The organism is Dactylosporangium sp. CS-047395, from assembly GCF_050942185.1.
In the GTDB taxonomy this organism is placed as follows: domain Bacteria; phylum Actinomycetota; class Actinomycetes; order Mycobacteriales; family Micromonosporaceae; genus Dactylosporangium.
In genome coordinates, this window is sequence record NZ_CP192015.1 from 6,736,709 (window position 1) to 6,760,013 (window position 23,305).

At 73.7% G+C, this 23,305-nt stretch carries 22 protein-coding genes; 3 read left to right on the forward strand and 19 right to left on the reverse strand.

Annotation, left to right across the window (positions count from 1 at the left end; all coding sequences use genetic code 11):
• Positions 1–42 precede the first annotated feature (42 nt).
• The 16 genes from ACQP00_RS31710 to ACQP00_RS31785 form a co-directional block, all read right to left on the reverse strand.
• Positions 43–681: a DUF4360 domain-containing protein gene (locus tag ACQP00_RS31710; RefSeq protein WP_433202083.1), complete on the reverse strand. Its 639-nt coding sequence runs from the start codon at positions 679–681 to the stop codon at positions 43–45.
• Between the two features lie 175 nt (positions 682–856).
• Complete coding sequence (locus tag ACQP00_RS31715; RefSeq protein WP_433202086.1) at positions 857–3,622, reverse strand: cytochrome P450; 2,766 nt, start codon at positions 3,620–3,622, stop codon at positions 857–859.
• Positions 3,623–3,628: 6 nt separating this feature from the next.
• Entirely contained in the window at positions 3,629–4,399 is a 771-nt protein-coding gene (locus tag ACQP00_RS31720; protein WP_433202089.1) for a class II aldolase/adducin family protein, read from the reverse strand.
• 112 nt (positions 4,400–4,511) lie between these two features.
• Positions 4,512–5,132, reverse strand: coding sequence for a 2-hydroxychromene-2-carboxylate isomerase (locus tag ACQP00_RS31725; protein ID WP_433202091.1), 621 nt, complete (start codon positions 5,130–5,132; stop codon positions 4,512–4,514).
• On the reverse strand, positions 5,129–6,040 hold the full coding sequence (locus ACQP00_RS31730; RefSeq protein ID WP_433202094.1) for a thioesterase family protein: 912 nt from the start codon (positions 6,038–6,040) through the stop codon (positions 5,129–5,131). Before ACQP00_RS31730 ends, ACQP00_RS31725 begins: the two co-directional genes overlap by 4 nt.
• Positions 6,037–6,810 carry an alpha/beta fold hydrolase gene (locus tag ACQP00_RS31735; protein ID WP_433202097.1) on the reverse strand — a complete coding sequence of 258 codons (774 nt, stop codon included), beginning with the start codon at positions 6,808–6,810 and terminating at the stop codon, positions 6,037–6,039. Before ACQP00_RS31735 ends, ACQP00_RS31730 begins: the two co-directional genes overlap by 4 nt.
• Entirely contained in the window at positions 6,807–7,703 is an 897-nt protein-coding gene (locus tag ACQP00_RS31740) for a beta-ketoacyl synthase N-terminal-like domain-containing protein (RefSeq protein ID WP_433202100.1), read from the reverse strand. Before ACQP00_RS31740 ends, ACQP00_RS31735 begins: the two co-directional genes overlap by 4 nt.
• The gene (locus ACQP00_RS31745; protein ID WP_433202103.1) at positions 7,700–8,812 is read right to left on the reverse strand and encodes a beta-ketoacyl synthase N-terminal-like domain-containing protein; all 1,113 of its coding nucleotides are present in this window, start codon (positions 8,810–8,812) and stop codon (positions 7,700–7,702) included. Before ACQP00_RS31745 ends, ACQP00_RS31740 begins: the two co-directional genes overlap by 4 nt.
• A complete protein-coding gene (locus ACQP00_RS31750; protein WP_433202106.1) occupies positions 8,809–9,864 on the reverse strand; it encodes a beta-ketoacyl synthase N-terminal-like domain-containing protein in 1,056 nt (351 codons plus the stop codon). The genes ACQP00_RS31745 and ACQP00_RS31750 overlap by 4 nt, the downstream gene beginning before the upstream one ends.
• Positions 9,861–11,066 carry a beta-ketoacyl-[acyl-carrier-protein] synthase family protein gene (locus ACQP00_RS31755; protein ID WP_433202109.1) on the reverse strand — a complete coding sequence of 402 codons (1,206 nt, stop codon included), beginning with the start codon at positions 11,064–11,066 and terminating at the stop codon, positions 9,861–9,863. Before ACQP00_RS31755 ends, ACQP00_RS31750 begins: the two co-directional genes overlap by 4 nt.
• A gap of 2 nt (positions 11,067–11,068) precedes the next feature.
• On the reverse strand, positions 11,069–11,320 hold the full coding sequence (locus tag ACQP00_RS31760) for an acyl carrier protein (protein WP_433202112.1): 252 nt from the start codon (positions 11,318–11,320) through the stop codon (positions 11,069–11,071).
• A gap of 8 nt (positions 11,321–11,328) precedes the next feature.
• Positions 11,329–11,817: a 3-hydroxyacyl-ACP dehydratase FabZ family protein gene (locus ACQP00_RS31765; RefSeq protein WP_433202115.1), complete on the reverse strand. Its 489-nt coding sequence runs from the start codon at positions 11,815–11,817 to the stop codon at positions 11,329–11,331.
• Positions 11,807–12,238: a hypothetical protein gene (locus tag ACQP00_RS31770; protein ID WP_433202118.1), complete on the reverse strand. Its 432-nt coding sequence runs from the start codon at positions 12,236–12,238 to the stop codon at positions 11,807–11,809. The genes ACQP00_RS31765 and ACQP00_RS31770 overlap by 11 nt, the downstream gene beginning before the upstream one ends.
• Positions 12,235–12,975, reverse strand: coding sequence for a 3-oxoacyl-[acyl-carrier-protein] reductase (gene fabG / locus ACQP00_RS31775; protein ID WP_433202121.1), 741 nt, complete (start codon positions 12,973–12,975; stop codon positions 12,235–12,237). Before fabG ends, ACQP00_RS31770 begins: the two co-directional genes overlap by 4 nt.
• A gap of 126 nt (positions 12,976–13,101) precedes the next feature.
• On the reverse strand, positions 13,102–14,325 hold the full coding sequence (locus tag ACQP00_RS31780; protein ID WP_433224066.1) for a CaiB/BaiF CoA transferase family protein: 1,224 nt from the start codon (positions 14,323–14,325) through the stop codon (positions 13,102–13,104).
• A gap of 8 nt (positions 14,326–14,333) precedes the next feature.
• On the reverse strand, positions 14,334–15,500 hold the full coding sequence (locus ACQP00_RS31785; RefSeq protein ID WP_433202124.1) for a steroid 3-ketoacyl-CoA thiolase: 1,167 nt from the start codon (positions 15,498–15,500) through the stop codon (positions 14,334–14,336).
• A 127-nt stretch (positions 15,501–15,627) separates the two neighbouring features.
• On the opposite strand from ACQP00_RS31785, the gene ACQP00_RS31790 reads away from it, so the two are divergent.
• The 3 genes from ACQP00_RS31790 to ACQP00_RS31800 are packed head-to-tail and all read left to right on the forward strand — an operon-like array spanning position 15,628 to position 18,841.
• Positions 15,628–16,755, forward strand: a complete 1,128-nt coding sequence (locus ACQP00_RS31790; RefSeq protein WP_433202127.1) for an acyl-CoA dehydrogenase family protein — start codon at positions 15,628–15,630, stop codon at positions 16,753–16,755.
• Positions 16,756–16,769: 14 nt separating this feature from the next.
• The gene (locus ACQP00_RS31795) at positions 16,770–17,762 is read left to right on the forward strand and encodes an acyl-CoA dehydrogenase family protein (protein ID WP_433202130.1); all 993 of its coding nucleotides are present in this window, start codon (positions 16,770–16,772) and stop codon (positions 17,760–17,762) included.
• Entirely contained in the window at positions 17,759–18,841 is a 1,083-nt protein-coding gene (locus tag ACQP00_RS31800; RefSeq protein ID WP_433202131.1) for an LLM class flavin-dependent oxidoreductase, read from the forward strand. The genes ACQP00_RS31795 and ACQP00_RS31800 overlap by 4 nt, the downstream gene beginning before the upstream one ends.
• A gap of 43 nt (positions 18,842–18,884) precedes the next feature.
• On the opposite strand, the gene ACQP00_RS31805 is transcribed toward ACQP00_RS31800, so the two are convergent.
• From ACQP00_RS31805 to ACQP00_RS31815, 3 genes are all read right to left on the reverse strand, one after another.
• Positions 18,885–20,006 (reverse strand): serine hydrolase domain-containing protein, encoded by a 1,122-nt coding sequence (locus tag ACQP00_RS31805; protein ID WP_433202134.1) that lies wholly within the window; start codon positions 20,004–20,006, stop codon positions 18,885–18,887.
• A 33-nt stretch (positions 20,007–20,039) separates the two neighbouring features.
• Entirely contained in the window at positions 20,040–21,620 is a 1,581-nt protein-coding gene (locus ACQP00_RS31810; protein ID WP_433202137.1) for an MFS transporter, read from the reverse strand.
• A 76-nt stretch (positions 21,621–21,696) separates the two neighbouring features.
• On the reverse strand, positions 21,697–23,124 hold the full coding sequence (locus ACQP00_RS31815) for a nucleotide disphospho-sugar-binding domain-containing protein (protein WP_433202140.1): 1,428 nt from the start codon (positions 23,122–23,124) through the stop codon (positions 21,697–21,699).
• Positions 23,125–23,305: the final 181 nt, after the last annotated feature.

The window sequence follows — 23,305 nt, forward strand, 5'->3', positions numbered from 1 at the left end:
CAAGCCGGGCCCGGAGTGCTCCGGACCCGGCTTGCCGCGTGGCTACGGGCAACGCTTCCAGGCCAGCTGGTACACGGTGCTGAAGCTGGCGTCGGTCGAGTCCATGCTCATGAAGCTGGTCGTCTTCTTCGGGTTGGACCGCCCCGCGGCGACCCGCAGCTCGGTGTTGATGTTGATGTTGCGCTGCTGGCCGCACGGCTCGAAGACCAGGGCGGTCACCCCGACGACGTCCTTGGTCTGCCAGTTGTCGTCGAGCGGGCCCTTGAACGGGTGGGTGGCCCGGGCGGTCTGCGAGTTGCCCTGGAAGTAGTAGCTCGCCACCGCCGTACCGGTCGCGCCGCGCTCGAGGTGGGCGAAGCCGCGGTAGTCGGCCTCGGCGATCGCGTACGTGAAGCCCTGCGGGATGTTCACGTCGAGGGCGAGCTGACAGTTCTTGCGGAAGTCGGTCGGTTTCGTATCCACCCCGACCTGGGCCATGTAGGCGCTGTAGGTGACCGTGAACGCCTTCTTGTCGGTCGAGACGTCGACCGCCGCGGTGCCGTCCGGACACCCGGACCCGTTGGCGGTGACCACACTGATCGTGACCTCCCCGGGCGGCGGCGGCGCGGCGGCCGCGACGGGCGCGACGGGTGAGGCGAGCGAGGACAGCAGCATGGCACCGGCGGTGACGGCGTGAAACATGAGACCCCCCGTTGATCGAAGCGCCACTTTGCGCGACGCAATCGTCACTCTATGGAGTCGGTCTCGCGTTTCGCCGCCGCTCGCGCCCGCCCTGGCCGCTCAGGTCGTCGTCGGGCGCCGATTGCCGGAACGCCCATCCCCCGTTCGGCCAAGCCACAGCCGGATGTCCCCGAAATCAACGCGGCGCCGGGCGGAAGCGGGCCGGCTGGGACTTGACGGCGTTGACGAAGTTGGACTCCATGCGCACCGCCGGGCCGGTCAGTTCCAGGCGGTCCAGGTGTGGGAGCAGCGCGGTCAGGAGGCTGGTCAGCTCCAGCTTGGCCAGGTGGGAGCCGAGGCAGAAGTGCGGGCCCGAGCCGAAGGCCAGGTGCGGGTTCGGGTCGCGGCCCAGGTCCAGCCGGTCCGGGTCGGTGAAGACCTGCTCGTCGCGGTTGGCCGCGGTGTAGTAGAGGACCACCTTGTCGCCGGCGCGGATCGGGTGGCCGGACAGGTCGGTGTCGTGGCGGGCGGTGCGGCGGAACTGCATGATCGGGGTCACCCAGCGCAGCAGTTCGTCGGCCGCCGTGGACATGGGGACTGCGCCGGTCATGAGGCGGTGGCGTTCGGACGGGTGGTCGGTCAGGGCCTGGAGGGAGCCGGTGATCAGGTGGCGGGTGGTCTCGTTGCCGGCCACGACCAGGAGCAGCCAGAAGTTGCAGAACTCGCGGTCGGTCAGGCGGCGGCCGTCGACCTCGGCGTTGGCCAAGCGGCTGATCAGGTCGTCGGTCGGATGGGCGCGGCGCTCCGCGGCCAGGTGCAGGGCGTAGGTGAACGCCTCGGCGAAGGTGCGGCGGTAGACGTCGATGTCGCCGCCGCCGTACTCGGGGTCGTCGAAGCCGACGAGGTGGTTGCTCCAGGCGTACAGGAGGTGGCGGTCCCGCTCGGGGACGCCCAGCAGGTCGCACAGGACGAGCAGGGGGAGCTCGCGGGCCAGGTCCGTGACGATGTCGAAGTCGCCCAGCGCCGTGACCGACTGCGTCAGGCGTTCGGCGTGGGTGGTGATGCTGTCCGCGAGCTGCTTGACCGAGCGGGGGGTGAAGACCGACGTCACCAGGCGGCGGATGCGCAGGTGCTCCGGCTCGTCCATGCTGATCAGCAGCTGGCGGGCCTGGCGCAGGTCGCCGGGGGTGCGCGGGTCGACCAGGAACGCGCCCTGCAACGCCGACGAGAAGTCCTCGGTGCGCCTGGACGCGGCCAGGACGGCCTCGTGGCTGGTCACGGCCCAATAGCCGGCGCCGCGGTGGGTGAGCCGGCCGGCGGCGCTGTGCCGGGTCAGCAGGGGCTCGTCGACCCACGTCACCGGGGACTCACGGCGGCGCCGGGCGAACTCCGCGTGGGGGACGCCGGCGGCGTAGGTGGCCGGGTGGGCGATGTCGGGGCGAGCCTCGAAGTGCGCGGTGAGCAGGTGCTTGCGCAGTTTGCCGGTGGGCTCGCGCGGGAGGTCGGGCACGAAGGAGTACAACCGCGGAACTTTGAAACCGGCCAGGGAACGGCGGCAGTGGGCGTCCAGCGCCCGTTCCGGTTCCGCGAGATCGCCGAGCACGATGACGGCGGCCACGCGTTCGCCGAACTCGTTGTCGGGCACGCCGATGACGGCGGCGTCGTGGACCGCGGGGTGGCTCAACAGCACCGCCTCGACCTCGGCCGGGTAGACGTTCACGCCGCCGGAGACGATGAGGTCCTGGGCGCGGCCGGTGAGGAACAGGTAGCCGTCGTCGTCCAGGAAGCCGACCTCGCCGAAGGTGAAGGTGTCGTCGCCGAGGTACGCGCCGCGGGTCTTCTCCGGGGCGTTGTGGTACTTGAAGCGGCTCCCGTGCAGCCGCCGCACGTACACGCGGCCGCGGACGCCGGGCGGGACCGGGCGGCCCTCGGCGTCGACGACGACCAGCTCGCAACCCGGCAGGGCGCGGCCGACGCTGCCCGGCCGTTCCAGCCACTGCTCGGCGTCGATGAGGGTGACGGCGCCGCCCTCGGTGGCGCCGTAGTACTCGGTCAGCACCGGGCCCCACCACGCGATCATGTCGCGCTTGACCGGGATCGGGCACGCGCCGCCGCCGTGCCAGACCGTGCGCAGGCTGGTGCCCGCGAAGGTGGAACGGTCGGCGACGCGCAGCAGCCGGACGAACTGGGTCGGCACGAGGTGGACGGCCGTGATCTGTTCGCGGTCGATCGCCGCCAGGGTCTCGGCCGGGTCGAACTGCGAGCGGATCACCAGCGTGCTGCCCTGGAGCAACGAGAGCAGGGCGAAGAACAGCTGCGACGAGTGGTACCAGGGTCCGTCGAGCAGGACCCGCTCCCCCGCCGGCACGCGCAGCACCGAGTGCGCGTAGCGCATCAGCCGGTCCACCCGCGTGAACGGTGCGCCCACCGTGAACAGGTTGTTCACCACGCCCTTGGGCGCGCCCGTGGTGCCGGACGTGTACAGCATCGTCGCGCCGCACGTCTGCTCCGGCAGCTCCCCACCGTCCACAGTGGCCAGCAGCTCGGCCGCGGCCGCGAAGCCGGCGACCGCCGCCGGGCCCAGCACGATCCGCAGTTTGCAGTCCGGCGCCGACGCCACCGCCTCGGCGACGGCCGCGACGCACGACGGCTGGACGATCACCGCGCGGCTGCCCGAGTCGGCCAGGATGTGCGCGATCTCCGGCGCGGTCAGGTGCCAGTTGACCGGCACCAGCGTGATGCCGGTGTGCAGGCAGGCGAGCACGAGCTCGAAGCTCTCCGCCCGGTTGCCCGTCACGCACGCGATCTGGTCGCCGGGGCCCAGGCCGTGCTCGCGCAGCAGCCGGCCCCAGCGGTTGACCCGCGCGGCGAGCTCGAGCCACGTGAGCGTGGTGTGCGTGTCGACGACCAGCGCGCGGTCAGCGCCGCGCGCGGCAACGATCCGGTCCAGCAGGGCAGGCATCGGGGTTCACGCCTCGTCGAAGGCTTGCGGGGACGTGTTCTGCACGTCGACGTACAGGGGACGGAAGTTGAGCCTGGCCATCGCCGGGGTGCCCATCATCCGGGCGGTGGCCCGCGCGATCGGCGCCGGGATGTGCCGCGGGGTGCCGGCCGCCTCGGCCAGGAGCTGGACCTGGCAGCAGCGTTCCATGGCGATGAACCACCAGGCCGCCTCCTGCACCGAGGTGCCGACCGTGAGCAGTCCGTGGTTCTGCAGGATGACGGCCTTGTTGCCGCCGAGCCGCTCGGCGATCTGGCGGCCCTCGTCGGCGTCCAGGACGACCCCGCCGAAGCCGTCGTACACCGCGTGGTCCTCGAAGAACACGCACGCGTCCTGGGTGATCGGGTCCAGCTGCCGGCCCAGCGTCGCCCAGGCCCGGCCGTGCACGGAGTGGGAGTGCGCGGCCGCCACGACGTCCGGGCGGGAGGCGTGGATGCGGGCGTGGATGGTGTACCCGGCGGGGTTGATCCGTCCGGTGCCGGCGACGACCGCGCCGGCCGCGTCGACCTGCAGGAGATCGGACATGCGCACGTGGGCGAAGTTGACGCCGAACGGGTTGATCCAGAACTTGTCCGGGTCCTCGGGGTCGCGGGCGGTGATGTGCCCGCCGGCGCCCTCGTCGAAGCCGAACCGGGAGAACAGCTGCAGCGCCGCGACGAGCTGCCGCTTGCGCTCGACCCGTTCCTGCCGCGGGGTGCGCTGCGGCCGGACGGGCGCGGTGGTCACGACGCTGGTCATCCGCAGCCGCCCGCGGTGTCGGTGTCGTAGCCGGCCGCGCCGGCGAGCAGGGCGAGGGGGATGCCCTCCCAGGGGTCCGGCTCTTCGTCCCGGTCCTCGACGACGTCCTCACTCATGACCGTGCTCCTTCCAGAAACGCACTCAGGAACGTGTCCACCCGGTCGAGGCCCCAGTACCGCTGATGCCCCCACTTGATGTACGGGATGCCGAAGATGTCGTCGCGGTAGGCCGCGTACAGGCAGTCGACCGCCTCGGCGCGGATCTCCGGATCGTCGGCCGCGGCCAGCACCGCATCGGGGTCCAGCCCGGCGGTACGGGCGGCCGCCGCGACCACCTCCGAGGTGCAGATGTCCTCGGCGCGGCCCCAGCGGGCCTCGACGATCGCGTCGTAGAACGGCCACGCGCGACCGGCGCGGCGCGCGTACAGGAAGGCGAGGTGCGGCAGTTCCCACCACGAGTCGATGTCGATCGGCCACGCCATGGAGACCCCGGAGGCGGTGGTCAGGCGCTTGGTGTCCAGCAGCATGTACAGGTGCTTGGCCCGGCTCATCTGCTGGTAGTGGAACTCGCCGCCGCGCGCCGCGAGGGAGGCGCTGGTCTGCTCGTCGGGGTCCCAGTAGGGCCGCACGTCGAAGACCTCGTCGAGGTCGGCGATCGTGGTGCGCAGCTTGCGCAGGGCGAGCCAGCTGTAGGGGCTGCGGAACGAGAAGTACAACTGCGGCCGTTTTTTCATGACACACCACGCAACGCGGCCAGGACCTCGGCGTCCAGCTCGGCCATGCCCCCGGCGCCGGGTCCGGCCGCGATCGCGTAGCCGTGCAGGATCTTCGCCGTCGCGACGGGGATCAGCTGCTGGCCGCGCTGGACGTAGCAGTCCATGCGCGCGTCGAACATGACGTCGCGCAGGATGTCGGTGACGGTGAAGACGGTGTGGATCGTCTCCTCCATGTGCGCGGGCGCGAGCAGCCGCACGCGGGCCCGGGAGACGACCGGGATCCAGTCGCGCTCGCGCAGCATCCGGCCGACGGAGATCCCCTGCTGGTTGAGGTACCGGTCGACGACCTCCTCGAGCGCCCGGACATAGGCGGAGTGCTGCACCCGGTCCGAATAGTGGCAGAGGGTGTACCGCGCGAGCCACGACCACAGCAGCCCGCCCTGCCCGCGCAGCACCGACTCGGCGTTCTCCCAGGGCCGCAGCCGCAGCGGCTCGGCGGCCGGGAACGCCTCGGCCTGCAATGCGGCGAGCGGCCCGGGCACGTCCTTGTGCCCGGGCGCGCTCGCCTCCGGCAGCAGCGCCACGACGACCTTGCCGCGCAGCACGGTGACGTCCTCGCCGCCGCGCGCGACGGACAGCTGCACGTCGAGCCGGTTGCCGGCGCCCGCGGTGACCTGGGCGCGGACCTCGTCGTCGAGCTCCAGCACGGCCGGCAGCTGCACCGAGCAGTCGAGGATCTCCAGCCCGCGGCCGAAGTCGTGGAACAGCCGCGCCGCGCCGGTGCCCTGGTCGCGGCAGTACTGCAGCACGGCCCCCTCGACGAGGTACATGAAGTGCTTGAAGCCGATCCAGGTGCGGATGTTGGCGCCCTCGAACGCCGGGCGGGCGTGCAACACCGACGGGATCCGGGCCGCAGTGACGGTCATGGCCGTTGCCTCACTGTTCTGAGAGTCGCGTGGAAGTCCGCCACCTGAGCCGCGACCGCGGCGGCATGGCGGATGTGACAGAAGTGGTCGTAGCCCTCGTGGGCGCGGACGCTGCCGTGCGGGATCGCGGCGGCCAGGGCCAGCGCGGCCTCGTGGGTGAGCGTCGGGTCCTCGTCGCCGGCGATGACGAGCACCGGCTCGGTGACGTCGGCGAGCGGCAGCTGGGGGCTGGTGAGGTACTGGTCGAACACGGTGAAGAACCCCGACGGCCCGGCGCGTTCCAGGGCGAGGTCCATCATGGTGTCAAGCACGCCGGGCTCCATCTGCCGCGCGCGGGGACCGAGCCGGGCCCGCACGCCGTCGCGCATGTGGTGCGTGTAGGTGAGCCGGGACAGCTCGAACGCCTTCCACGTCACGGGTTGCTGCGCGGTGCGGTAGATCGGGCAGATGACGGTGACGGTGCCGGCGATGTCGCCGGCCGTACCGGCGCAGAGTTGCAGGGCGGCGCTCCCGCCGAACGAGTGCGCGACGAGCATGTCGGGGACCCGGCCGACCTGGGCGAGGCCGTCGGCGAGCCACTGCCCGGCCGGGCGGGTCCGCCACCGGTAGTCGTTCCCGGTGCGCCAGGGCAGGTCGAGCGCGACGACGCCCCAGTCCGGGTCGAGCCCGCGGGCGAACGCGTGCCAGCTCTGCCACGAGTCCTCGAGGCCGTGCGCCAGCACGACGAGGGGGTCGCCGTCGCGCAGGACGTGCGCGCGGACGCCGCTCACCGGTCACCGACCAGGGCGCAGGCCGACCCGTCGCGGCGCCGTACGAGGACCGTGGTGTCCTCCTCGGCGGCCAGGTGCACGGCGAGGGCGAGCGCCACGACGTCGCGGGCGGCCCGGTGGTCGCCCCAGTGCTCGGCCGGCTCGAACCCGCCGGGTCCGACGACGACCTTCGCGGCGTCCTCGTCGAGCGGCCCGGTGTCCACCGCGCCGCGCAGGATGAGGCAGGCGGCCCCGGCGGTCAGCGGATGCGGCAGGCCGTCGGCGGCGTGCAGGGCGGCGGCGACGTCGTCGGACGGTTCGGCGCCGACGAGCACGACCCGGTCGGCCCGGCCCGCGCGCAGCAGCCGCGCGGCGAGCCGCAGCCCGATCGAGCCGGCGTCGGGCCCGGAGCACAGCATGAGGTTGGGGCCGCCGAAGCCGAACCACTGCGCGACGGTACTGGCCAGCACGTTGCTCGACACGTTGGGCGCGTCGAGGACGGAGACCCCGCGGCTGCCCTCCTCGGCCACGGTGCGGGCCACGCGGGCCACCACGTCGACGTTGCCGAGGTCGCTGCAGCCGATGACCGCCGTCCGGGCCGACAGGACCGGGGCCGGGCGGGCGGCCGGCGGCAGGCCGAGGGCCCGGTGCACGGCGCACAGCGCCAGGCGGGTCGCGGGCTCGGCGTAGCGCAGCCCCTTGCGGCCCACGACGGCGGCCGGTTCGGCCGGTTCGGCGAGCCGGCGGGCCCAGTCGCCGACCGGCCGGCCGAGGCTTTCCTCCAGCGCACCGGCCGGGACGGCGCCGGGCAGGTACAGCGCGGCGCCGTCGACCGACAACCGCCGGGCGGCGGCGGGTGGAATCCGGTCCGGTGCGGCCGGCACCGGACCGGGGACTACGGCGTGGGTCGTCACGGTGCCTCCAGGAGGGTCACGGCGTTCACGCCGCCGAACCCGAACGCGTTGCTCTGCACCAGTCCGGGCGGCAGCGGCCGCGGCTGATCGCGCACGAACCGCAGCTGCTCCCCCTCCGGCAGCACCGTGCGCAGCCCGACGACGGCCGGGACGACCCCGGCGGCGAGGGAGCGCAGGGCGACGTCCACGTTGATGAGCGCGGCGGCCCCGGAGGTGTGCCCGACGGCGCCCTTCACCGCGGTCACCACCGGCCCGGCGGCGCCGGTCGGCAGCACCGCGTGCAGCGCCGCGCACTCGGTCGGGTCGTTGAGGGCGGTCCCGGTGCCGTGCGCGACGACGGTGCCGGTGTCGGCCGGCTCCCGCCCGGCGCGCCGGTACGCGTCGGTGACGGCCCGGGTGATGCCCTCCACGTCCGGCGCCGTCGGGTGGTTCGCGTCGCAGGACAGCCCGGTGGCCAGCACCCGGCCGAGGACGGGTCCGGGGCGCCCGGGCGGGACGAGCACGAGGGCGGCCGCGCCGTCGCCGAGCAGCACCCCGCCGCGGTCGCGGTCGAACGGGCGGACCCGGTCGGTGCGCTCGGGCGCGACCCGGCCGATCATCGACAGCATCGACCGGGTGCTGGTGTCGGCCGCGGCGACCACGACGGCGTCGGCGTCGCCCGCGTCGAGGAGGTCCTGGGCCAGGGCGAGGACGTGCCCGCCGGCGCTGCACGCGTTGGCCACGGTCAGCACCTCCGTCGCCCGCGGCACCACGGCCGCGACGACGTCGGCGAAGTCGAGCCGGCCGGCCGCCATGGAGCCCGGAGCCGACTCGACGGCCGCGAGCTCGCGCAGGCCGGTGCCGACGAGCACGGCGATCCGCTGCCGGTCCAGGTCGAGACCGGCGGCCTCGACGGCCTCGGTGAGGCAGGCGCGCAGCAGGGCTCCGGCCCGAAGCGGCCGGCGGGCGTCGTCGGCGCCGATGTGGTATCCGGTGGCGACGTTGAGCCGGTCCGGGTCGCCGGAGCGCAGGGGCCCGGCGCCGCACGCACCGGCGAGCAGCCCGTCGAAGGTGGCCGGGCCGGCGCCGAGGCAGGTGCGCACGGCGCTGGCGGCGATGGCGACGCTCACCGGTACACCTCGATGAGGGCCGCGCCGACCGCGCCGTCGGGGCCGCGGGCGGTGAACAGGTGCACGTCGCCGCCCTCGGGTCCGCGCCGGGCCGCGTCGAGGCCGTCGGGCGGGGCGGCGAGGACGGCGGCCAGCGCGACCGCGCCCGAGGCGGCGTCACACTCGCCGAAGCGGCGCTTCGGCAGCATCCGGGGCACGTCCCCGCCGAGCGCGGCGACGACCGGCCCGTACTCCTGCCGCTCCCCCGCCTCCGCCTCCCCGGTGTGCACCGCGGCGACCGCGACCGGGTCGAGCTTCGCGCCGTGCAGCACCCGCCGGACGCAGCCGGCCAGCGCCAGGTCACCGGCGTCGGAGCCGCCGGGCCCGAAGCCGGTGGCCACGGCGAGGACGGTGGCGAGCCGGCGCGGCCCGGTCCACGGTGGAGGGTCGGCGACGGTCAGGGTGAACACGGCCGCCGCCTCGCCGGACGGGACCGCGCGGGTGGCCCCGGTCAGGTGCGAGGCCCAGGCCCGGTGCGGGGTGAACTCCTCCACGGCGCCGGCCAGCATGGCGTCGGCGTAGCCGCGGCGGATGGCGTTGGCGGCGTACCGCAGCGCGTTGAGGAACCCGAGCGTCCCGCCGGCGATGGTGGCGTTGATGCCGCGCAGGCCGAGCCGGATGCCGACCTGCCCGGCGGCGCCGTTCATCACCGTGTTGGGGAACAGCAGCGGGTTGACCAGGTACGGCCGCTCCTGCACCAGGGTCTCCAGGGTGTAGTCGCTGGTCGACTTGAAGCTGCCGAGGCTGGTGCCGAGGGCGACGCCGGTGCGCCGGCCGGTGGTGGCGTCCAGCTGCAGCCCGGCCGCCCGCACGGCGTCCTGGCAGCACACGACAGCGAGGCCGGTGGCCCGGTCGTAGGAGCTGGTCCCCTTGCGGCCCAGGTGCTCGCGGGCCACGAACGCGGTCCGGGCGTGGGCGTGGGCGGACGGGAGCGGTTCGGCGTACAGGCCGCTCACGTCCACGAGCTCCGCGGCCGTGATGGCGCTGAAGCCGGTGATCGACAGCGGGCTCATGTCAGCGCTCCCAGCATGACGATGGCGTTGTTGCCGCCGAACGCGAACCCGTCGTTCTGCACGACGCGCACGTCGGCCGTGCGGGCCGCGTTGGGGACCGGGTCGATGCCCGGCAGTTCGGGGTCGGGGTGCTGCCAGTTGATGGTCGGCGGGATGATCCCGCGGCGCACGGCGGCGGCGGACGCGATCGCGCCGAAGCCGCAGGCCGCGCCCATGGTGTGCCCGATCATCGACTTGATCGAGCTGACCGGGGGCGGGGTCGGGCCGAACACCTCGAGGATGGCCCGGCCCTCGACGAGGTCGTTGGCCGGGGTGCCGGTGCCGTGGGCGCAGATGTAGTCGACCTCCTCGGGCTTCACCCCGGCGTTGCGGTGCGCGATGCGCATGCACTCGGCGATGCTGTCGGTGTCCGGCGCCACCGGGTGGGTGGCGTCGCAGTTGAGGCCGTAGCCGAGCAGCTCGGCGTAGATCGGGGCGCCGCGGGACATGGCGTGCCCGAGCGTCTCCAGCAGCAGCACCGCGCCGCCCTCGCCGGTGAGGATGCCGGAGCGGTCCCGGTCGAACGGCGCGCAGATGCTGTCGGTGAGCGCCCCGAGCCGGAAGAACCCGGCGTGGGCCCAGCGGCACACGGAGTCGGCCCCGCCGGCCAGGACCACGTCGGCCTCGCCGGTGATGAGCAGGTCGTACGCGTAGCCGATGGCGTAGTTGCTGGCCGAGCAGGCGGTCGCGATGGTCAGCGACTCGCCGAGCAGGCCCAGTTCGGCGCTGACCGCGTTGGCCAGCCGGTTGGCCGGCAGCTGCCGCACCAGGTCGGGGTCCTGCCCGGCGAAGCCGCGCTCGAGGATCTGCGCGGTCAGCGCCTCCACGACGGCGGACTCCCCGCTGGTGGTGCCGATGACCGCGTGGGCGCGCCCGGGCTCGACCCGGCCGAGGTCCAGCCGGCCGTCGGCGACGGCCAGCCGGGCCGCGGCCGCGGCGAACTGGCTCGACCGGCCCCAGTGCGCCGGGTCGATCCGCCGCAGGTGCTCGGCCGGATCGAACCCGTGCACCTCGCCCGCGTTGCGGTGCGGGAAGCCGCTCGGGTCGAAGCTCGTGATCGGCGAGATGCCGGACCGGCCGGCGTGCAGGGCGCCGAGGAACGCCTGCGCGCCGATGCCGATGCTGGACACCGGGCCGAGCCCGGTCACCACCACGCGGGTCACGGCTAGCCCTGCCCGCCGGAGTGCCGGATGATCGCTTCCTGGACGGCCTTGAGGTTGCGCAGCTCCGGCAGCTCGACCTGCGGAATCTCGACCTTGAACTCCTTGTCGATGCGGGCCAGGATCTCGATCGCGCGCAGCGAGTCGGCCTCGTAGTCCTCCATGAAGTCCCCGGTGTCGCTGAGCTCCTCCGGCTCGATCTCCAGCACCTCGGCCACCATCGCGCGCAACCGGGTCAGCTGCTCTTCGTGCTGCATGGTCGGATTCATGGACGGGTTCCCTTCGCCAGGACGTCACCGCGCACCGGGCGGCGCGCGGCGATGACGGTGTCGACGTGCGCGATGCGCCGGTCCCCGACCCACGTCTCGCCGGCGGCGAACGCGGTGTCGGCCACGACCGACGTCAGGCGCACGTGGTGGTGCAGGACGTCGCCGGGGTAGGCGAAGCCGTCGAACGACCACGACCGGGCGCCGGCGAACATGAGCACCGCCCCGTCGCCGGGATCGTGGCCGTGGTCGTGCAGCCACAGCAGCGCCGCGCTCTGCCCGAGCGACTCGACGAGCAACGACAGCGGATATCGGTACCGCCATGACGCCGCCCCGTCCGGCAGGTTCGCGTAGCACCCCTCGGTGCCGGTGACCGCCTTGACGGTGTGGATCCGCTCGCCCGGCACCAGGTCCAGGACCCGGTCCACGAGCAGCAGCGGGTGCCGCTGGGGCAGCGCGGCGCGGACCGCGGGGTGCTCAATCGTCATCGCCGGCCCTTTCGAAGCGGGCCTTGATCCGCGCGGTCACGCTGCCGTCGCGGCGGGTGCCGATCGCGGTGACCCGCCAGCCGTCGCCGTCGGGCACGGCCACGACCGCCAGGGTCAGCTCGTCGCCGTCGAGCAGCGGGGCCAGGAACCGGACCGAGTCGATGCGGCGCAGGACCGGATCCCGCTCGGTCTGCACGGTGAGAGCCATCGCCTGTTCGAGGGTCTCGATGACGAAGACGCCCGGGTAGATGGCCAGGCCGGGGAAGTGCCCGCGCAGGTTGGGCTCCTGCCCGTCGACCGTGACGCGCACGGTCGCCCGCTGTTCATCAACCGCGGGCTCGCGGTACCAGAGCTCGACCGCGGCGATCGGTGCGGCCGCGCGGGGCGGCGGCGCGATGTCCCAGGAGTGCACGGCGGTCACAGCGTGATCCCCCCGTCGACCTGGAAGACCTGCCCGGTGATGTAGCTGGCCCGGTCGGAGAGCAGGAACGCGACCAGCTCGGCGGCGTCCTCGGGAGTGCCGAAGCGCTTGAGCGGGATCTGGCGCAGCGCCTGCTCGCGGGTGCGGGTGGGCAGCACACCGGTCATGTCGGTCTCGATGAAGCCGGGCGCGACCACGTTGGCCCGGATGCCGTAGCCGCCGACCTCCTTGGCCAGCGACTTGGTCAGCCCGATGATGCCGGCCTTGGTCGCGGCGTAGGCGGTCTGCCCGGCGTTGCCGTACACCCCGGCGACCGAGGACAGGTTCACGATGCTGCCGCGGCGGGCCTTCATGAACCGGAACGCGAGCGCCTTGCACACGTTGCGGGTGCCGGTGAGGTTGGTGCCGAGCACCGCGTTCCAGTCGAGGTCGGTGCCGAGCACCATGGGCGCGTCGCGGGTGATGCCGGCGTTGTTGACGACGGCGGCGAACGGGCCGAGCTGCTGCTCGGCGTCGTGGACGAAGGCCTCGACGGCAGCCGGGTCGGCGACGTCGCAGCGGTCGAAGAAACAGGCGGCGCCGAGCTGCTCGAGGTCGGCCTGGGTCTGCTTGGCGGCGGACTGGTCGCTGCTGTAGCAGCCGGCGACCGCGTACCCGTCCTGGGCCAGCCGCAGCGCGACCGCCCGGCCGATACCGCGCGAGGCACCGGTGACCAGGACCCGATGCTGTTGCTCCACGTCGTCTCCTCACCTGGTGGCGGAACCGGCCATGGCTGACCGACGCCACGCGGGGCGCGTGTCGTGAGTTCCGTCGGTGGACTCCGATGCCCGGATGCCTCGTGCGGTTCGGCCGGGCGGGCTGCGTCAACCGTAGCGAACCGGGCTCGCCGCGGTCTTCTCATCAGTTGCTGCGTACGGCCCCTCACCAAGGATTTCCGCGCTGTGCTCGCCGGGTTCCGGTGCGCCGCAACGGATCCGGGTGGGCGTGCGGGAGAATTTGGCCGGTGGCGCGACCATGACGGCGCTGGTGCCGTTGGTGAGGGTCACGTGCTGCAGGGTGCCGCGCGCGTGCAGGTCGGGGTCGGCCACCACCTGCGCGAGGGTGCGCACGGGGGCGATGACGAGCCCGCGCGGCTGCAGCGCGTCGAGGACGTCCTGGATGGACAGACCGGCGCACCAGTCGGCGACGAGCGCGTCGACGTCGCCGCGGTGCGCGATCCGTTCGGCGTTGCCGGCGTAGCCGGGGGCGCGGCCGAGCTCGGGCCGGCCCATCGCCGCGGCGAGCTCCCGCCAGTGCTTGTTGAGGGCGACCGCCAGGTACACGTAGCCGTCGGTGCAGGCGTACACATTGGACGGTACGACGAAATCGGTCTCGTTGCCGCTGCGCCGCGGGGGCGCTCCGGCGGCGGCGAGGGTCGGCAGGCCGGCGCTCCCGGCCAGCAGGGTGTCCATCATGGACACGTCGACGTGCTGGCCGTCGCCGGTCCGGTCCCGGTGCACGATCGCGGCCAGGGCGCCGATGGCCGCGTGCAGCCCGGCGAGCTCGTCGGCCAGGAACGTGGGGGCGCGCATCGGCGGGCCGCCGGGTTCGCCGTTGAGCGACATCCAGCCGGCCGCGGCCTGCACGGCCGGGTCGTAGGCGGCGCGGCCGGCGGCGGGGCCGTACTGGCCCCAGCCGGAGACGGAGACGAACACGATCCCGGGCCGCACCTCGCGGCACTGCCGGTAGCCGACGCCCCAGCCGTCGAGGGTGCCCGGCCGGTAGTTCTCCACGACCACGTCGGCGGTCGCGACGAGCTCCAGGAACCGCTCCCGGCCGGCCGGCTCGCGCAGGTCGAGCCCGACACTGCGCTTGTTGCGGTTGACCGTCTCGCGGAACCAGGACCGGCCGGTGCCGGGGATCTGGGGCGGGACGTCGCCGTCGCGGCCGTACGGCAGCTCGATCCGGATGACGTCGGCGCCGAGGTCGGCCAGGACCCCGGAGGCGAGCGGCCCGGACCAGACCTTGGTCACGTCGAGCACCCGCAGGTGGGCGAGGGGCCCGATCGAGGCGGGGTCGGCGTCGCGGTAGAACTCCTCGGCCAGCATGCTTCGGCTCACAATCTGCGCAGCAGGGACGCCGTGCCGAGCGATCCGCCGCAGCACATGGCGATGAGGGCGGTCTCGGCGCCGGCCCGCTCCAGCTCGTGCAGGGCGCTGACGAGCAGCCGGGTGCCGGTGGCGCCGAGCGGGTGGCCGAGGGCGATCGCACCGCCGTTGACGTTGACCCGGTCCAGGTCGGCCCCGCACTGCTGGACCCAGTTCAGCACCACCGCCGCGAAGGCCTCGTTGATCTCGTACCGGTCGATCCCGTCGAGCTTGCGGCCCGCCCGTTCCAGGAGCCGGGCGGTGGCGCCGACCGGGCCGTCGAGCAGGTAGTACGGGTCGGCGCCGGTGACCACCTGGTGCTCCAGCACCGCCCGCGGGGTGAGCCCGAGGGCGCGGGCCCGGCCCAGCGACATCCACAGGATCGCCGCCGCGCCGTCGGACACCTGCGACGTGGTGGCCGCGGTGTGCACGGCGCCCTCGACGTTGCCGCGCAACTCGGCCATCCGCTCCGGCGTGCTCACCCGCAGGCCCTGGTCCCGATCGACGTGGCGGGGCCGGCCGGCCGGGTCGAGCGCGGGGGCGTCGAGCGGGGCGACCTCGGCGCGGTACCGTCCCTCGGCCCACGCCTGCGCGGCGAGGCGCTGGCTGCGCAGGCCGAACGCGTCGGCGTCGGCCCGGGTCACGCCCTGCCGCGCGGCGATCCGCTCGGCCCCGCCGAACTGGGCGTCCGGCGGGTCGTCCCACGGGTACTCGGCGGTCTTGTAGTGCCCCGGCCCCTGGTACAAATTCGTGCCCATCGGCACCCGGCTCATCGACTCGACGCCGCAGCCGATGCCGACATCGATGACGCCGGCCGCGATCAGCGCCGCGACGAGGTGGTTGGCCTGCTGGCCGGAGCCGCACGAGACGTCGACGGTGGTGCAGCCGACGGCCGGATCGTGCCCCGCGTTCAGCCAGGCGTTGCGGGTCACGTTCAGGCTCTGCTCGCCGGACTGGGTCACGCACCCGCCGATGATCTGCTCGACGTCCCCGGGCGCGATCCCGGCCCGATCGATGACCTCGTTCAGAACATGACGCAGCAGGTGTACTGCCTTGAGCCCGGCCAACCAGCCCGCGCGGCGGCCGATCGGGGTGCGGGCGGCGCTGACGATGACCGGGGTCCGATCGGTGAGCATGCTCGGATGGTGGCCGTTTTCGTTGCCGCGGTGCATCTTCCGGCATGCTGCTTGCCGTTTCTTCCAGGGTGCGCACTGTGCTCCGCGTGCTTCCGCGCGGTCGCCGCCGCTGGCTACCGTCCCTTGCATGCTGCTGGGCGACACCGAGGACGAGGCCGACTTCCGGGCCGGGCTGCGCGCGTGGCTGCGGGCGAGCCTGACCGGCGACGACGACCCGCGGGGCTGGGCCAAGGCGCTGCACGAGGCCGGGTACGCCGGGCTCACCTGGCCGGTCGACTTCGGCGGGCGCGGCCTGCCCTCCGGGCACCAGGCCATCTTCGCCGAGGAGTGCGCGCTCGCCGGGGCGCCGGACCACGTCAACGTCATCGGGCTGAACATGGTGGGGCCGACGCTCGTGCGGTACGGCACCGACGAGCAGCGCCGCACCCTGCTGCCGCGGATCCTGTCCGGCGAGGCGATGTTCTGCCAGGGCTTCTCCGAGCCCGGCGCCGGCTCCGACCTGGCCGCCATCCGCACCCGCGCCGTGCGCGACGGCGAGCACTACGTCGTCGACGGCGAGAAGGTCTGGTCCTCCTACGCCCACCTCGCCGACTTCTGCCTGCTGCTCGCCCGCACCGAGCCGGGCGGGGCCAAGCACCACGGCCTGTCCTGCTTCGTGCTCGACATGCGCGCCCGCGGCGTGCAGACCCGGCCGCTGCGGCAGCTGTCCGGCGACGCCGACTTCAACCAGATCGTGCTCGACGGCGTCGTGGTGCCGGCCTCGGCCCTCGTCGGGGCGCCCGGCGACGGCTGGCGGGTGGCGATGACGACCCTCGCCCACGAGCGCGGCACGTTCGGCATCACGCTGACCACCCGGCTCGCGGTCCAGCTCGACCGGCTCATCCGGCTCGCCTCCGACCTGGGCGCGGACCGGGAACCGGCCGTGCGCCGCGAGGTCGCGGAGCTGGCGGTGGGGCTGGAGGGGTTGCGGTACACCGGCTATCGCGCCCTGGCCGCGCTGGAACGCACCGGCGAGCCCGGACCGGAGGCGTCGGTGCTGAAGCTGCACTGGTCCCGGCTCAACCAGCGGCTCGCCGCGATCGCGCTGGACCTGCTGGCCCGCCACCGCGACGGGCCCGCCGACCGCGACGCCCAACTGCGCTTCTGGCTGCGGCAGCGGCTGCGCAGCCGGGCCAACAGCATCGAGGGCGGCACGTCGGAGATCCTGCGCGGCATCATCGCCGAGCGGGTCCTGGCCCTGCCCCGCTCCCGCTGAACGGAGACGCCGACATGCACTTCGCCCCCAGCGACACCCAGCTCGCCATCCGGCAGGAGGCGCGGCGGTTCCTGACCCACCGGTACCCGCCGGGCCGGGTCGGCGAGCTCGCCGACGGCGACGGCCCGCGCCACGATCCCGCGGTGTGGCCGCAGCTGCGCCAGCTCGGCTGGCTCGACCGCGACGCCGGGCTGCCGGAGCTGGCCCTGGTCGCCGAGGAGTGCGGCCGCGCCCTGCTGCCCGCCCCGTGGTGGGTCAGCGCCGTCGCGGTCGCCGCCGGCCACGACGGCAACGCCCCCGCGGTCCTGGCCCGCGACGCCGACTGCACGGCGGTCCGCGACGGCGCCGGCTGGCGGATCGACGGCGTCCTGCGCCACGTGCCCGACGCCGCGAGCGTCGACGAGGTGATCGTCCCCGCCGGCACCCCCGACGGGCCGGCGCTGTTCCGGGTCGCCGCCGTGGCCTGGACCCCGGTCGAGGGCCCGGACCCGCTGCGGGCCGAGGCCGACGGCGTCCTGCGCGCCACCGCCGCCCGCCTGCTGGCCGGCCCGGCCGACACGCCGCGGGTCCGGGCCGCCGCCGAGCGGGCGGCCGAGGTGCTGCGGGCGTGCGAGGCGGTCGGGGTGGCCGACCGGGCGCTGCAGTTCGGGCTCGACCACGCCCGGACCCGTGAGCAGTTCGGCAAGGTCATCGGCGGGTTCCAGGCGGTCGCCCACCCCCTCGCCGACGGGTACGCGGCCGTGGAGTTCGCGCGCTCGCTCGCCTATCGCGCCGCGTGCGTGCCCGGCGACGGGGCCGCGGTGGCCGCCGCCGCACATGCCGCCACGAGCGCGGCCCTGCTGACCTGCGAGACGGCGATCCAGGTGTGCGGCGGGATGGGCGTCACGTGGGAGTTCCCGCTGCACCGCTGGTATCGCCGGGCCCTGTGGCACGCGGCCTACCAGGCGAGCGGGCCGGACCTGCTCGACGTCGTCGCCGCCGCCGCGTTCGCCCGGGGGTCGGCATGAGCCTCCGGTTGCACTGGTTCCTGCCGCTGCACGGCGACGGCAAGGAGCTCGCGAAGCGGTCCGACGGTTCCGGTTCGCCCGGCGCGCGGCGCGAGCCCGACCTGGCGTACCTGACCGAGGTCGCGCTGGCCGCCGAGCGGTTCGGGTTCGCCGGCATGCTGACCCCGTTCGGCCTGTTCTGCGAGGACCCGTGGGTGATGACGGCCGCCCTGGCCATGCTGACCCGGCGGATCAACTTCCTGGTCGCGCTCCGGCCGGGCCTCGCCTCGCCGGTCCTCGTGGCGCAGGCGGCGGCGACGCTGCAGCGGGTGAGCGGCGGCCGGCTGGAGTTCAACATCGTCACCGGCGGCGACGCCGACGAGCAGCGCCGGTACGGCGACCCGGTGCCCTACGCCCAGCGCTACGAGCGCACCGGCGAGTTCCTCGACGTGTTCCACCGGGCCTGGTCCGGCGAGCGCTTCGACTTCCACGGCGCGCACTACGACATCACCGGCGGCATGCTGGCCCGCCCGCACACCCAGCGGCCCCGCATCTACCTCGGCGGCTCCTCCGACGCGGCCCGCGCGATCGCCGCCCGCCACGGCGACGTCCTGCTCAACTGGGGCGAGCCGCCGGCGGCGACCGCGCGGTTCGTGGCGGCGGCCCGGGAGGCGGCGCAGGCGCAGGGGCGCGCGTTGGAGACCGGTGTGCGCTTCCATGTCATCGCCCGTGACACCCCCGCCGAGGCCTGGGCGGTCGCCCGGCGCCTTCTCGAAACCATGGACCCGGCGCGGATCCGCCAGGCCCAGCAACGGTTCCGGGCGTCGGACTCGGAGGGCCAGCGCCGGATGGCCGCGCTGCACGGCGGGCGGACGGACGAGCTCGAGGTGTACCCGAACGTCTGGGCCGGCTACGGCCTCGTCCGGCCCGGGGTCGGCACGGCCCTCGTCGGCAGCCACGAGGACGTCGCCGACCGGATCGAGGAGTACCACGGGCTCGGCGTCGACCACCTGATCCTCTCCGCCCAGCCGCACCTCGAAGAGGCGCACGCGTTCGGCGAGGGCGTCCTGCCCCTGCTGCGCAAGCGCGGGGTGGTATGAGGAACGGGCCGGTCCACTGTGGACCGGCCCGTTCCCGCTTCGCTCAGCCCTCGGCGAGGGTCTTCTGGACGATCTCGCCGATGCGGTTGAAGGTGTCGAACTGGCCGAAGGTCACGTTGTTCTTGCCCAGGGCGATCGTCATCCCGCTGCCCTTGTCGGCGTACCCCGCGGTGCCGGCGGTCCCCGCCATGCCGAACAGGGTCGGGCTGTTCAGCGGCCCCATGAAGCCGATGTCGTAGCCCAGGCCACGGGAGGCCGGGAAGCCCATGATCTGGTCCTGGCCGGTCTGCGCGACCGTGGTGATCTCGTCCAGGCGGGCCTTGGAGACGAGCCGGACGCCGTCGACCTCGCCGAGCAGGGCCGCGTACATCTTCGCGACCGCGCGGGCCGACATGACGCCGCCGGCCGGGATGTCGGCGGTCAGCACGTCGGTGCGGTTGGCGAACTCCGCGGTCGGCAGCACGGCCGGCGGGGCCGCCTTGAACAGCGGGAACTCGGCGGGCATGCCCTCGCGCATCTGGGCCGCGTACGGCGGCTCGACCGACTTCGCCACCTGCTTGAGCGCGGACTTCGGGGCGCCGAAGAACAGCTCGTCGGCGACGCCGAGCGGGGTGGCGACCTCGTCGCGCAGCACCTCGGAGATCGGCTTGCCGGTCACCCGGCGGACGATCTCGCCGATGATGTAGCCGTAGGAGATGGCGTGGTAGCCGGTCGCGGTGCCCGGCTCCCACCACGGCTTCTCGTCGGCGATGATGCCGGTCATCTTCTGCCAGTCGGTGAGGTCCTCGGGCGTGAGGTCGCCCGGCAGCCCGGGTACGCCGGCCGAGTGGGTCAGCGCGTGGCGTACCGTCGCCTTCTCCTTGCCGTGCGCGCCGAACTCCGGCCACACCTCGGCGATCGGGGTGTCGTAGTCGATCGCGCCGCGCTCGGCGAGGACGTGCAGGACGGTGGAGGCGACCCCCTTGGCCACCGACGAGGTGTAGAACAGCGTCTCCGGCGCGACCTGGGCACCGGTGTCGGGGTCGGCCGCGCCGGCGACGGCGTCGACGACCTGCTCGCCCTTGTGGTACACCGCGACCTGGACGCCGACCTCGGCGCCGGAGCCCACGAGATCGTCGAGCGCCTCCTGGACGCGCTGCTGGACCTTGGTCGAGACATCGCTCATGACAGAGTTACCTTCCGTGCGATTGTCTTGCTTTTACTGATCGACCTTCTCGGTGACACGTTCGACAGGCGGGCCCGGCTGGGCGCCGAGCGGTCCTACGGCGCGCAGCCCGAGGAAGACCACCACGGCAAGGAGGACGAAGCCGGCCGCATTGATGCCGGCCACGATGTTGAGGCCGGTGGTGAAGGCGTCCCGCGCCGCGGTCAGCACCGCGTTCGCGAGGTCGCTGGGCAGCGATCCGGAGACGGCGACCGCCCCGGCCACGCTCTCGCGGGCGGCGTCCGCGGCGGGTGCGGGCAGTCCGGCCGGGAGCGTGTCGTCGATCTGCACGCGGTACACCGCGCCGCCGATGCTGCCCAGGGCGGCGATGCCGAACGCGACGCCGAGCTCGCCGCCGGTGCCGGACGTCGACGCCGCGGTGCCGACCTTCTCCGGCGGGACGATGCTGAGCATGATCTGGTTGACCAGGGCGCCGCTCGGGCCCATGCCGAGGAACACGATCGCGAGCGCGACCAGCACGACGGCGAGGGCGGTGCCCGGGCCGACCTGGCTCAGCACCAGCTGCCCGACGGCCGCCACGACCAGGCCCACGGCCAGCACCACGCCCGGCTTGATCTTCCGGGCCAGCTGCGGGGCGAGGTTGATGCCGACGACGAGCGCGATCGCGGGCGGGATGCCCCAGAGGCCGGCGGCGAGCGGTGAGAGGCCTTTGACCATCTGCATGTACAGCGAGACGAACAGGCCGGTGCCCGACTGCAACGCGCCCACCAGCATGCCGGTGATCATGATCGTGGTGAAGGCCCTGTTCGCGAACAGGCCGATGTCGAGCATGGGGACCGGAAGCCGGCGCTGGCGGTACACGAAAAGGAAGGCGAAGGCGAGGCCGGCGACCACGGCCAGGATCGGCACCGTCTCCCACCCGTGCCGGGCGAGCTCCTTGAGCCCGTAGATCACCGGCAGGATGGCCAGCAGGGACAGCACCACGCTGGGCGCGTCGAGCGGACCGGGTTGCGGGTTCTTCATCTCCGGCAGCACGAACGGGCCGGCGACGAACAGCACCGCCATGAACACGGCGCTGACCAGGAACACCGAGCCCCACCAGAACGCCGAGAGCAGCGCCCCGCCGACGGCCGGACCGAACGCGACGCCGGCCATGAACGCGGTCATCCAGATCGCGATGGCGGTGCCCTGCTGCCGCTGATCCCGGAACATCATGCTGATCAGGGCCAGCGACGAGGGGGCCAGGGTGGCGCCGGCGATGCCCATGCCGGCCCGGGCGGCGATCAGGATCGCGGGGCTGCCGGCGTACGCGGCCAGCAGCGAGGCGAGCGCGAACACGGCCGCACCGATGACGAGCAGCTTGCGGCGGCCGATCCGGTCGCCGATCGAGCCCATGGTGATCAGGAAGCCGGCCACCATGAACGGGTAGATGTCGGTGATCCACAGCTGCTCGACGGTCGAGGCGTGCAGATCGGCGACCACGTGGGGCAGGGCGAGGAACAGCACGCTGATGTCGACCGACACCACGAGCGTGGGCAGCGCCAGCACGGCGAGGCCCAGCCACTCGCGTCGTCCGGCGCGCGGCGCCACCTCGGCCTCGGCGCTGAGGGTCACGCGGGTGCTCCCTTCGGTCGGTCCGGCGACACAGACGAGCTTGCTAGAAACAAGTATGGTTCGTCAACTGCAGAAACTACCCCGCTCGGGTGATCTTGCGCGCGGCGAGGCCGCTTCGCGCCGCGAGGTCCTCGAGCGCCGGCACGATCCGCACCGGCGTCGGGTTGCTCGCCCACGCCTCGTGCAGCCGCGCGGCGCCGTCGCGGAAGGCCGGGTCGCCGACCACCTGCTCGATCTGCTTGCGCATCTGCTCGGGGCTGCTCTCGCGGTGGTTGAGCCGGGCCCCCGCGCCGAAGCCGATGACGTAGTCGGCGGTCGGCGTGGCCTCCAGCTTCTTGGCCGGCAGGGTCCAGCGCACGCCCGGCGCCTCGGGCATCGGGGCGTCCTCGTCGAACCCGAGGGCCATGCCGATCTCGCCGACCGCCGCGACTTCTGCGACCTCACTGGCCGGCACGACGACCTTGCGGATGAGGTTGGACTCCTCGGTGTCGCAGACCAGTTGCGGTACCGAATAGGCCGAGGCGGCCGAGAAGGTGCCCATGCCGCCGTGATGGATGAGCGCGGAACACGTGGGCAGGAGGTGGGTTAGCGGCACCCATTCCACGGTGCGCACGTTCGGCGGCGGCTGCAGCCCGTCGAGCTGGGTGGCGTTGAGCGTGGCCACCACCTCGACGTCCAGGCCGTGCAGCGCCTCCATGATGCGCGGCGTGCGGTCCCAGTCGCCGCGGGTGAACCGGCGGGTCGACTCGCCCAGCGTGAACGCGATGCGGGGCTGCCGCGGCGGCTCCGGGCGGCGGTGCAGCCAGGCCTCGAAATTGCTGCCGCCACTGTACGGAATCCAGCGCACCGGCACGTGCCCGGCGACCTCGATCGGCAGCCGCATCGGGGCCGGCGTGGGGTCGATGGTGCGCTGGCCGAGCAGCAGCTCGTCGTCGATCGTCACGCCGTAGCGCGCGGCCGCCGGGGCCAGCAGCTCGGCGAGCGGGTTCGCGTTCGTCCCGCCCAGCTTCCGCATGCTCCAGGCGACGTAGTCCAGGCCGAAGACGAACCGGGCGTGGGCCGCGCCGGCGACCCGGGCCGCGATCGCCCCGCCGGGCATGGTGCCGTCCCAGATCACCAGGTCCGGCTTCCAGTCCTGGGCGAACTGCACGAGATCGGCGAACTCGGCGCGGTCGAGGCGCACGTAGTCGCCGGCGGCCGCGGTCAGGTACTGGTGGAACACGTACCAGTGCTCGCGCTCCGGCCCGGCCAGCCCCAGCTCGTCGGCGGCCCGCTCGACCTCCTCGGCGCTGCGCGGCGGCGGGGTGTCCCCGGCCAGGCGGACCTCCGGGATGCCGGCGTCGCCCAGGGGCACCGGGGTGAGCCCGGCGGCCGCGATGTCCCCGGCGAACCCGGCGAACGTGGCCAGCCGTACTTCGTGGCCCGCGCTCTGCAGCGCCCACGCGGTCGGCGCGACCGGGTAGAGGTGGGCGCGGGACGGATAGACGGCGAACAGCACCCGCATCGGGACTCCCCCTGCTGGTCTCGGTCGTCGGCGGCGGCGCCACCGGTGTCGCGGCCATCGTCGGGCGGGCGGGCGCGGGGGTGCATCTCCCTGCGTGCGGAGCGCGCCTTTTGGGGGCTTTTACGTCAGCAGTCTGAGATAAGACAGCCGCACTTCAGCTGGCACATGCTGCGTCCACGAC